Raw genomic sequence first — 11,894 nt, 5'->3', positions numbered from 1 at the left:
CCGTTTGATAATACTATCAAACGGCTTTTATAAGTTATAAATGAATCAGTTAATTAATTAACTAACCAGTATACCTGGCGTGCTAACTGGCTGATGACGATGATTACAGCAAATACTATAGCTATAATACGCAAGCTAGATTTTTTGATACATATAGCTAATAGTAAAGGTATAAAAGCAAAAAGAATGTTTATAAAAATACGAATAGCCTGTCCTGGACCATGCCAAAATTCTATAGATAATGATGTAAATAACCAATCCAATAAGTTATCGAACAACCAGAAAGAAATAATCGCTAGTAACAGTTTAGGTCGCCATCCTACAGATTGTGGTGCTGCAGTATAGTTAATTTGATTACTAGAATTATTTTGAGTTCCTTGATAACTTTGTTGCTCAAAACTTAAGTCACGCTCAAATGTTTGTGGTGCCGCTTGTTGATTATTACTTACAGGATTAGGCTGTTGGGGTATGTGAGTAGTATTTTGATACGGTTGCTGTTGGGTGTTTTGTTTTTGCTTAAATAAATTAGCAACCTCTATAACCTCTCTAGCAGGCTTTAATTCTGACGTTCCATCTAGTCTTAACTTATAATCAGGACGTATATTTTTATCGAGTAATTCTTGTGGTGTAAAAGGACCGAATTCTCTAAAACTATCGTGGTAGAAATACTTGTTCATGCTTTAATTCTTTTGAAACTCAAAAATACTATTATCTTCTTTATTCACCGAGCTTATAATTAAGGCTAGGGTAATAGTAAGAATAGCACCTAGCGGATTCAACCATAAGAAAGGCAATATCTCTATTCCTTCTACAAATTCATGAAGTATAGCACAAGTGAATACTACGAATTGAGAAATTATTGCAGCAATAAAAATAGCTTGACCTTTGATTTTTTTAAAGTAAAAAGCAACTAAGAATATTCCTAGAATAGTACCGTAAAATATAGAACCTATAAAATTAACTAACTGTATGAGGTTATCAAATAACGATACAAAACTAGCAAACCCTATGGCTATAACTCCCCACATAAGCGTGAACCATTTACTCATGTTTACATAATGGTCGTCATCTTTTTCTTTTGTGCTGTATCTTTTATAAATATCTACAGCAGTGGTAGAGCTTAATGCATTTAATTCTGACGCGGTAGAACTCATAGCAGCACTCAGGATAACAGCTAGTAAAAGCCCTATTAAGCCTTTAGGTAAATGATTTAATATAAAATGAATGAAGACAAAGTCCTTGTCATTAGTCTCAATACCTTCGTCTGCTTTATTAATTAATTCTCTTGCTTTTTGTCTATTGGTTTCTTCTTGTGTTCTTAGATAATCTAAAGCGATTTCATAATTACCTACATCTTCAGAAGAGGTGCTCAAAGCTGCTGCATAATTTTTTTGAACTTCCTGTTTTTCATTCAGGATTTCTTCATGACTCGATTCTAGTCTGCTGTATTCTCCTGCATATAGACTTTCTTTAACAGCTTTTTCTGCCGCAGGATTAAAGTTAAGAGGTGTAGAATTAAATTGATAAAATACAAATACCATCACACCTACCATGAGTATAAAGAACTGCATAGGTACTTTAAGTAATCCATTAAACAGTAGTCCTATACGCATTTGCTTTATAGATTTACCAGAGAGATAACGTTGTACTTGTGACTGGTCGGTACCAAAATAACTAAGCATTAAAAATGTAGCTCCAAATAAAGCACTCCATACGTTATACCTATCGTTAAGAGAAAAGTCAAAGTCAAGGACTTTCATTTTATCAGCACTACCAGCCATAGTAAGCGCGTTATCAAAACTTACATTATCTGGTAGTTGTGTTACTATAAGTACAAATGCGGTAACCATACCAGCCATGATAATTATCATTTGCTGTTTTTGAGTCACATTAACGGCCTTTGTACCACCAGAAACAGTATAAATAATAACCAGAATACCTATAATTATATTTAAGTATTTTAATTCCCAATCCAGTACAGCGCTTAGTATTATGGCAGGTGCATAAATCGTAATTCCTGCTGCAAGACCACGTTGTATTAAGAATAATATAGAAGCTAACGATCTTGTTTTTAAATCAAATCGCTTTTCTAGAAACTCATAAGCGGTATAAACTTTAAGCCTGTGATAAATAGGTATAAAGGTGACGCATATGATAATAATAGCTATAGGTAAACCAAAATAGAACTGCACAAACTCTAAACCGTCTGTATAAGCCTGTCCAGGCGTACTCAAAAATGTAATAGCGCTAGCCTGTGTGGCCATTACCGATAGACCTACAGTCCACCAGCGGGCATCTCCACCTTTTATATACTCTTCGCTGGTTTGTCTTCCTCTTGTTTTATAAACACCATAAAGGACTATAAACGCTAGGGTACTTACTAGTATGAACCAATCAATTACCTCCATAAACTGAGCTTAAAATGTAAAACAAAATTGCAAAAACTAGGTTTGCTATAATCACCAGTGCATACACACGGTTCCATTTTTTAGAGTTTTCTTTGGCCATCTTTGTTTTCAATAGGTTGATTTTCTACTCCTAGACTTATCATATTTGCCAGTAATTTATAAGCTCCAGAAACACCAGCAGGTAATTCTCTAAAGAGACTTAATCCGGTGTAGATAATATGTCCATCACCATATTCTGCAACAATAAGACTTCCCGTAGTCATTTCTTCTTGCTTATCGTGCATTCCTAAAATAGGTGTGAAGGCAGCATCCCATTTTGTAGGGAAATAAAGACCTCGTTCTTGTACCCAATCTTCAAAATCTTTAGAAGTTATCGCATTAGGTGCAGACATGATCTTATGTTGAGGTTTTAATATGGTTACTGTTGCATTTTCATCGGTCACTCGCTTTCGCGAAAGCGTAATAGGTAAAGGCCCCAATGCATCTGGACTAATTCTTCTATTAGTATTGTACTGCATCATTAAGGTACCACCATTTTTTACATAGGTATCGAGTCTAGGTTGTAAAGCTGCCATGTCTTCTTTTGCAACATTAAAAGCTCTAATACCTACTACTACCGCGTCATATTTAGAAAGGTCGTTAGGTACTTCACTAGGTTCAAATTTAAATACCTTGCTACCTATAGCTTCTATAGCTTGTGCAACGTCGTCACCAGCACCATTAATATAAGCAACGGTGCGCGCGCTATTTACTAGACCTGGTTTTACTACTTGAGATTCATTGTTTCTTACTAATTGCTGGTCAGGAATATGATCATAATCTATTTTAATTACTTCTTGAGAGTAGGTTTTTGCCCCTATTTTAACTAGTCCAGATACAACACCTCTGGACGCATTTTTAGGTGGCTGTACATTAAAAATAAATGTTCTTTCTTCTCCTTTTTTAAGTTCAGTTAGATTAAAATCTCTAGGTGTAATATTCCATCCATCAGGGTGACATAATTCTAAGGTACCTGTTGATAATGCTTTATTAGCTTTTACGGTAACCTGAATAGGTTGGGTAGAATTTCCAGAAAAAACATAAACAGGATTCTCGATACTTACGGCAACTTCTGGAACGATGTGAAAAGGTTCATTAACCTCGCCGCGTACAGGGTCAGTGCGTTTATGTATGATAGGGATTTCTCTATATAACTCTGTGTTGTTTATTTTAAGAATAGTGCGTACTACAAATTCAGCACCAGTTTCTGGTTTACCAGTTAAGGTTCTATCCTTAAATTGATACATACCTAAGGTAGATTTTTCTTTCAAGTAATAAGGAGAACTAGCCTCATAAACTGCTGGTATCTTTAAAGTAGCATCTAGGGTGAAACTTTTTGCTGCATTTAGTGATACTTGACTTTTATCTACCTCCATTAACTTATTAGGTAAAAGAGTTACCTCATAATTTTGATTAGAACGATTAGTCATTTCCACTTTTACCTTCAGATTTTCTCCTGCAGTAGCTGTAGCTGTATTAATGCTCGCCTCTAGATATACACCTGTAATATCTAGAATGACTTGATCTAATTCTGCTAGTTTGATGTTTTTCCAGTGATCTTCTTTTAATTTTTCAATTTTACTTCTCAACTCTAACAGGGCAGGAATACTCTCTGTAGGTTTTTTAAAATTATAATTTGCGATAATAGAATTAAGCAAAGTCTGTACACGACTTCCTCCTTTTACTCTGGTCCAAGTGGTATTTATGCCAGAAAATAAATCTGACTTGTCACTCGGGAAAGAGCCTTTTAAAAATTCTAAATACTCTGTTTGTGAACCACGAGACCCTGTACTACCAAAACCTTGTGATTTATGCTGGCTTCTACTCAACGCAGCAATCTCGCTGTTAGAAAGACCTTTGTAAGGGTAGTAAGTTCCTGCTTCTATTTCTAATAAGTTAGTTTTATCTGCGGCGTCAAATGCCTCTTGACTACCATAAAACCACCAGCTGGTATTAAAAAATACACGTTGTGCTTGCCAGGTGTCAAGATTTTCTAACTGATTAGGATAACTGTTTTTATTTGCTGCGAGATCAAAAACCTTCATACTCAACATGGCACTTGTAGTGTGGTGACCGTGTGTAGTACCAGGAGTACGGTGATTGAACCTGTTGATAACCACATCTGGTTTAAATTCTCTGATAATGCGTACCATGTCTTCCATAACGGCTTGCTCATCCCATATCTCTAAGGTCTCATCAGGATGCTTAGAATAACCAAAATCATTTGCACGTGTAAAAAACTGTTGCCCACCATCGATGTTTCTAGCTTCTAACAATTCTTGAGTACGTATCATACCTAATTGTTCACGTAATTGAGGTCCTATAAGGTTCTGACCACCATCACCACGTGTTAATGATAAATAGGCAGTGCGTGCCATTTTATCATTTGCTAGCCAGGAGATAAGCCGCGTGTTCTCGTCATCTGGGTGAGCTGCTATAAATAGAGCAGTACCTAGAAAACCTAGTTTTTCAATGTTGTGATAAATTTCAGCAGTATTGGGCTGTTTGTGAGCGAGTCTATTTTCTTGTGCAACCGCAGTTGATAGGAATAATAGCGCAATGATAGAGGTGATAAAGTTCTTTTTCATACAGTGTGTGAAGATAGAAGTTTCAAATCTTAATTTTTTGTGAAGATTTATAACGTTTCCTAACACTTTCTCTTGATTCCACTGTGATTTCAGTAAGAAAAACCTTTCACATGAGTTGTTTAGTTATAAAATGATATTGGGTAGGATGGTTGTGTTAAAATTCCGCTTTCGCGAAAGCGAGATTATAAAAACTAAAATGAATCTATTCTAGTATTAGGGTAGCAATGAGCCATGTGCTTTTCAAATGCCTCGATATTTGAGTTTGCTGTACTAACCATAAAAGAATAAGAGTTTAGATTATTTCTATCGCCGTTATAATAAATGGTATAACTGTACAGTAAAAATCCCATAATTTTAATACCAGAAGGTGTTGTGGTAATACTGCTTATATTGGCAAGATTTATTTTATGAGTTCCCCTTTTATCAATTAGATATAGAAAACTAGTATCATAGAACGCATTTGAATTTTGATTAAACGATCGTAGCGCGATGAAATAACCTATAATTATGGTGATAAGCACGACAGGACCGACTACTAATAAATAATCCTGCAGTAACGTGATAAGAATGAGGCATACTATAAAGGTAAGTACTGCCGGTAAGATGGTCTTGTGAATTTTATTATAAGGAGCAAGATTTTCCATATGAGTTATCTTATAGGTATGTTTCTATATTTAGAACTAAGGATTAAGAATAAACCGTAAAAAAGAACGCCGGTAGAGGTGAGTCCCATTATTATAGCGCCATATTCCACATGCATAAATGCAAATGCTGCGTCGGCTCCTTTGGGTAAGTTTGCCATATTGTAAATAGCAGATCTCCCTAAGATGTAGGCAAATACAGCAAAGACAACACCACGACTAAATCTACCTATACGTCCTAATAGCATTAAATACTTGTATTGGCTGTCAGTTAAATTTTCTTTGTGAGTCATCTTATCCATCATGGTAGAGAAAGATATCCACCATTCATTAATTGCACTAACGGCTAGTCCTATAGAAATGATAAAGACTATTATTTTACCCCAAATAGACTGTAGTAGCATAATTTTCCAGCCCGAGTTACCATCATCATCCGGCATACCGAATAGTAATTTGAGACAAGTAAAAAAGAGTAGAAAATAACCTATACCATTAATAAAATAAGCCACTCTACGGAAGGTAGGCTTACCATCATCACCATCATAATCACCTCTATTGAAGGTAAGATAGAATCTGGAGAAAATATAACCAGCTAGTCCTATACTCATTAATAAAAGTAAAAACCACCCAAAACTTAAATGAGATATCCATTTGAGCACATCGTCACCACTTTTAAGTGCATAGGTAAGTTGAAATGCTGTTATTAATGCCATGATACCCATTAATAAAAACACTGCACCTTTAGTTGCTATACCTATTCTGGCAAATCTTCTGTAGTTTTTCAAAGTCTGTTTCTAATCAAATCAAAAATAGTATCCAGACCTTTCAGTTAGGTAGTATGTAACAAAACTTTAGTTGTTTTATTAATCTATCACTTCCATAATTTTTTCCCACATTTCATCATGAAAAATTACTGGAACTAAATTTCCAGAAGGTTCATTTCCCATGCGTATAACAACCATCTTTAAACTAGGGACAACATCTATAAACTGACCGTTTTTACCTAACGCACTAATCATATCTACCGGTGCAGATGGTGTTACAGAAGAATTAAATGATGTAGTTGACCCTGGGAAAACAACAGAGTTTTTACCATTTAACCACCATAAATATCCATAGGAAGGATTTATGGATTGAGAAGTACTAGTCATAGCGTTTACATAATTAGAATCGCCTAAAACGGTTGTTCCATCCCAATTTCCTTCATTTAAAGTTAATAGTCCAAAACGTGCTGCACTTCTAGCTGTGCTCACATATAAATTATCAAATAATGCAGTATCTGTCCACTGGCCGTCCATTCCTATTTTATCATTTATGGCTGTGGTAGTATATTCATTATTAGTCATACCTGTAGCAGACTCTAATACGTTGTGTAGTATTTGATAGGTACCGTTGTGATAATACCATTGATCGTCAGCATCTGTTAAATAATCAAAACATGCTGGTGCTGTACAGTCTGGATTTGTCACATTGTAATCAATACCAGTGGTTTGTGTTAAACTGTTTTTAATAGTAATTAAGTCTTCTTTATCCTGCGGCATGTTAGTCCACCCATTACCTAGGTAGTCAGATGTTTTATCATTTATATTTAAATAACCTTCTTCTTGTGCGATACCTACTGCAGTAGCTGCAAGTGATTTACCAGCACTTGCCCAGTACCAGTTGCTATCCTTATCAAATGGCTGACCAGATAAGTCTGTATTCCAGTATTCTTCAACAACTATTTTACCATTTACCAGAACTATAAAAGCTCTTGTCTCATTTTGCTCTAGAAAGGTATTTAGTTCCGTAGCTTTTTGAGCATTCCATTGCAAATCAGATAAGGAAGTAGTTTCCCATGTATCTCCAGTTAATGGTGGGAAATAACTAGTTTTTATAGGGTCTATAATTATTTCGTCATCGCTAGAATCATCAGTAGAACTGCAGGAGATAATAATTAGAGATATAAGAATAAGGTAAGTATAAAGATTTTTCATTTATAATAGTTTGGTAGCTAGTGTTTAAGACTTGGGAAAAGATAAAAAGTTTAATATAAGTTATCCTGTACCGCCACCATGACCTAAACCGCTTTCATAAAAGCCGCCACTTTGCTTTCTTATCAGTCGGTCTCTACGTTTTTTAGTCATGGTGCGTCTATCTATTCTTATAAAATCCTTCATAAGATAATACCAGACAAAGGGAATAGTCCATATAAGAATAGAATTGAGTATTTTCTGACGTTTGCTTAAAACAAGTGCGGTAGAAACTACTTTCTGTGCTTTTATGGTATACCTCAAGTATAAGAATAGAAAAATTATAGAAAAGATAATGAGGTACCACATGAACATTAAAATTACAAACAATAATCGATTTATTAGATAGAATTTGGGAAGGATTTAGTTGATAAGGTAGGTAGATACGCTATCGTTTTCGTAAATTTGAGCCATATAAAATGTGAATTTAATAATGCAAGATCAAACTCCCTATATTCCAGTAAATAAAGTACGTATAGTAACGGCTGCGAGTCTTTTTGACGGTCACGATGCCGCGATTAATATCATGCGTCGTATCATTCAATCTACCGGTTGTGAGGTAATACATTTAGGACACGATAGAAGTGTAGAAGAAGTAGTAAATACTGCTATTCAAGAAGATGCAAGTGGTATCGCAATGACTTCTTATCAAGGTGGTCATAACGAGTACTTTAAGTACATGCGTGATTTACTAGTAGAAAAAGGAGCTGGTCACATCAAGATTTTTGGTGGTGGTGGTGGTGTAATTCTACCGTCAGAGATTAAGGATTTGATGGATTATGGAATCACTCGTATTTATGCTCCAGATGACGGTCGTGCGATGGGTTTACAAGGTATGATTAATGATCTTGTGCAACGATGTGATGTTGCTGTTCCCGCTTTCGCGAAAGCGAAACAAGGAAAAAACCTCTCAACAAAAGAATTACTAGAAGAGAAGCATGTACCTACTATTGCAAGATTGATATCACTTGCAGAGAACAGACATGAAGAATTCCAAGAAGAATTTAAATTCAACGCAGAAGAACTTGCAGGAACGCCAGTTTTAGGAATTACAGGAACCGGTGGATCTGGTAAATCATCTCTAGTAGATGAATTGATACGCAGATTCCTAATCGATTTCCCTGAAAAAAATATAGGTGTTATCTCTGTAGATCCATCAAAGCGTAAAACAGGTGGTGCTTTATTAGGAGATAGAATACGTATGAATGCGATCAATAACGACCGTGTTTATATGAGATCTCTTGCAACGAGACAGTCTAATTTAGCTCTTTCTAAGCATGTACAAGAAGCTGTAGATGTTTTGAAAGCTGCAAAGTATGACCTAATCATTCTAGAAACGAGTGGAATAGGGCAGAGTGATACAGAGATTTTAGAACACAGTGATGTGTCTTTATATGTAATGACTCCAGAGTTTGGAGCAGCCACACAACTAGAGAAAATCGACATGCTAGATTTTGCAAATGTGGTAGCCATCAACAAATTTGATAAACGTGGTTCACTAGACGCACTGCGTGATGTAAAAAAACAATTCCAGCGCAATCATAATCTTTGGGAAACAGATCCAGCAACTCTTCCAGTGCATGGAACTATAGCAAGCCAATTTAACGATCCAGGAATGAATGCGTTATATGAAGCGTTAATGGCTGAGGTAACTGAGAAAACAGGTGTGGATTTAAGTTCTAAAAATGAGCTTAACAAAGCACAAAGTGAAAAGATATTTGTTATTCCACCATCTAGAACACGTTACCTAAGCGAGATAGCCGAAAGTAATAGAGCTTATGATAATACTGCTGCTACACAGTCTACCGTGGCACAAAAATTATATGGTGTTTTTCAAACTGTACAAACTTTAATAGATCAAAACGAAAACGCACCTGCGGTAGAAAACAGAGAGCGTTTAATTACCGATAAAGGATTAAATGAAGAGTACATTTTATCTCTCGTTCTAACAGAAGATACAGATTTCATGAATCTTCTTATTGCACAATTCAATAAATCATTAAAAGACCTTGATCCATATAATTGGGAAGTAATTACCGGTTGGGATGCAAAGGTGAATAAATACAAGCAACCTATTTATGAATTTCAAGTACGTGACAAGGTCATTAAAATTGAAACGCATACAGAGTCGCTTTCTCATAAAATGATTCCTAAAGTGGCACTACCTAAGTACAGTGCTTGGGGTGATATTTTAAAATGGTGTTTACAAGAAAATGTGCCAGGAGAATTTCCTTACACAGCAGGATTGTATCCGTTTAAACGTACTGGAGAAGATCCTACCAGAATGTTTGCTGGAGAAGGTGGACCAGAACGTACAAACAAGCGTTTTCACTATGTGAGTTTAGGCATGCCAGCAAAACGTTTGAGTACTGCATTTGATAGTGTAACCTTATATGGTAACGATCCAGGATTACGACCAGATATTTATGGTAAAATCGGTAATGCAGGAGTAAGTATTTGCTGTCTAGATGACGCAAAGAAATTGTATTCTGGTTTTGATTTATCACACGCCATGACTTCGGTTTCTATGACTATTAATGGTCCTGCACCTATGTTATTAGGGTTCTTTATGAATGCTGCGATAGACCAGAACTGTGAACGATTCATTACAGAAAACGGACTAGGCGATAAAGTAGAGGCAAAGCTTAAAGAAGTATATGACGATAACAATGTAGAACGTCCTTCTTACTTAAACGCTCAAGGCGAAAAAGTATATTCTAAAAACGGTGCGGTAGACACTAGTAAACTACCAGAAGGAAATGATGGTCTTGGTTTAATGCTTTTAGGTCTTACAGGAGATCAAATTCTAGATCCTGCAGACTATAATCGCATTAAGATAGAAACTCTTGCACAAGTGCGTGGAACCGTTCAGGCAGATATACTTAAAGAAGATCAGGCACAAAACACTTGTATTTTCTCTACAGAATTTGCGTTGCGTTTAATGGGTGATGTACAACAGTATTTCATTGAAGAAAAAGTACGTAACTTCTATAGTGTATCGATTTCAGGATATCACATTGCCGAGGCTGGAGCAAATCCTATCACACAATTGGCTTTCACACTAGCAAACGGATTCACTTATGTAGAATATTACTTGAGTCGCGGAATGGATATCAATAAATTCGGTCCTAACCTAAGTTTCTTCTTCTCAAACGGTATCGATCCTGAATACTCTGTAATAGGTCGTGTGGCGAGAAAGATTTGGGCCAAAGCCATGAAAAATAAATACGGAGCCAACTCTCGTGCACAAATGTTGAAATACCACATTCAGACTAGTGGTCGTTCTTTACATGCACAAGAGATAGATTTTAACGATATACGTACGACCTTACAAGCGCTGTATGCGATAAATGATAACTGTAACTCGTTACACACAAACGCTTATGACGAGGCGATCACAACACCGACAGAAGAATCTGTAAGACGTGCGATGGCCATTCAATTAATTATCAATAAGGAATTAGGTCTTGCCAAAAATGAAAACCCTATTCAAGGAGCGTTTATCATTGAAGAGTTGACTGATCTTGTAGAAGCTGCTGTATTAGAAGAATTTGATAGAATTACAGAACGTGGTGGCGTACTAGGAGCGATGGAAACCATGTACCAGCGCAGTAAGATTCAAGAAGAATCCATGCATTACGAGATGTTGAAACACACTGGTGAGTTCCCTATAATCGGAGTAAATACTTTCTTAAGTTCAAAGGGTAGCCCAACCGTTTTACCAGCTGAGGTAGTGCGTGCCACAGAAGAAGAGAAGCAAGCACAAATTGCTACTAAGGATAATTTACATTCCGCTTTCGCGAAAGCGCAACAAGATCAATTATCTAAAATACAAGAAGCAGCCGTGCAACAAGGCAACATTTTTGAACATTTAATGGAAGCGACAAAGATTTGTACACTAGGACAAATTACCGATGCATTGTTTGAAGTAGGAGGACAGTATAGACGTAATATGTAAGCAGTGAACCGCTAGCTTTGCTAGCGTGTGAATCGCTTATCCCGATGAATATCAGGATCTGTATCTTTCTCAAAGCTTGATAAAGAGCAACCATACAAATTACAAGTTTTTAAAAGCGCAAATCGAAAGATTTGCGCTTTTTTTTAACGATGTCAATATGTTACAGAGTGGATTCTCTCAATGCTAATCTAAAATGTCAGTTCGAAAGAAGGTCGAGAAAGATTTATCAACGAGTAGTTAATTAACTT

8 protein-coding genes are annotated in these 11,894 nt (G+C 36.0%); 1 reads left to right on the top strand and 7 read right to left on the bottom strand.

Annotated elements, in window-relative coordinates:
- Nucleotides 1–53: 53 nt before the first annotated feature.
- From ACJJVJ_RS03470 to ACJJVJ_RS03440, 7 genes are all read right to left on the bottom strand, one after another.
- Nucleotides 54–677 (bottom strand): hypothetical protein, encoded by a 624-nt coding sequence (locus ACJJVJ_RS03470; RefSeq protein ID WP_405369011.1) that lies wholly within the window; start codon nt 675–677, stop codon nt 54–56.
- A 3-nt stretch (nt 678–680) separates the two neighbouring features.
- The gene (locus tag ACJJVJ_RS03465; protein ID WP_405369010.1) at nt 681–2,408 is read right to left on the bottom strand and encodes a sodium:solute symporter; all 1,728 of its coding nucleotides are present in this window, start codon (nt 2,406–2,408) and stop codon (nt 681–683) included.
- 80 nt (nt 2,409–2,488) lie between these two features.
- On the bottom strand, nt 2,489–5,035 hold the full coding sequence (locus ACJJVJ_RS03460; protein WP_405369008.1) for a PIG-L family deacetylase: 2,547 nt from the start codon (nt 5,033–5,035) through the stop codon (nt 2,489–2,491).
- Between the two features lie 191 nt (nt 5,036–5,226).
- Complete coding sequence (locus ACJJVJ_RS03455; protein ID WP_104516346.1) at nt 5,227–5,679, bottom strand: hypothetical protein; 453 nt, start codon at nt 5,677–5,679, stop codon at nt 5,227–5,229.
- Between the two features lie 5 nt (nt 5,680–5,684).
- Nucleotides 5,685–6,461 carry a DUF1206 domain-containing protein gene (locus tag ACJJVJ_RS03450; RefSeq protein ID WP_405369006.1) on the bottom strand — a complete coding sequence of 259 codons (777 nt, stop codon included), beginning with the start codon at nt 6,459–6,461 and terminating at the stop codon, nt 5,685–5,687.
- A gap of 78 nt (nt 6,462–6,539) precedes the next feature.
- The gene (locus ACJJVJ_RS03445) at nt 6,540–7,652 is read right to left on the bottom strand and encodes a serine hydrolase domain-containing protein (protein WP_405369004.1); all 1,113 of its coding nucleotides are present in this window, start codon (nt 7,650–7,652) and stop codon (nt 6,540–6,542) included.
- Between the two features lie 60 nt (nt 7,653–7,712).
- Entirely contained in the window at nt 7,713–7,997 is a 285-nt protein-coding gene (locus tag ACJJVJ_RS03440; protein ID WP_405369002.1) for a hypothetical protein, read from the bottom strand.
- 124 nt (nt 7,998–8,121) lie between these two features.
- On the opposite strand from ACJJVJ_RS03440, the gene ACJJVJ_RS03435 reads away from it, so the two are divergent.
- Nucleotides 8,122–11,646: a methylmalonyl-CoA mutase family protein gene (locus ACJJVJ_RS03435; protein ID WP_405369000.1), complete on the top strand. Its 3,525-nt coding sequence runs from the start codon at nt 8,122–8,124 to the stop codon at nt 11,644–11,646.
- Nucleotides 11,647–11,894: the final 248 nt, after the last annotated feature.

Origin of the sequence: Nonlabens sp. Asnod2-A12 (assembly GCF_045063745.1) — a bacterium.
Lineage (GTDB): Bacteria > Bacteroidota > Bacteroidia > Flavobacteriales > Flavobacteriaceae > Nonlabens > Nonlabens xylanidelens.
This window is presented reverse-complemented; position numbering and strand designations above follow the sequence as displayed.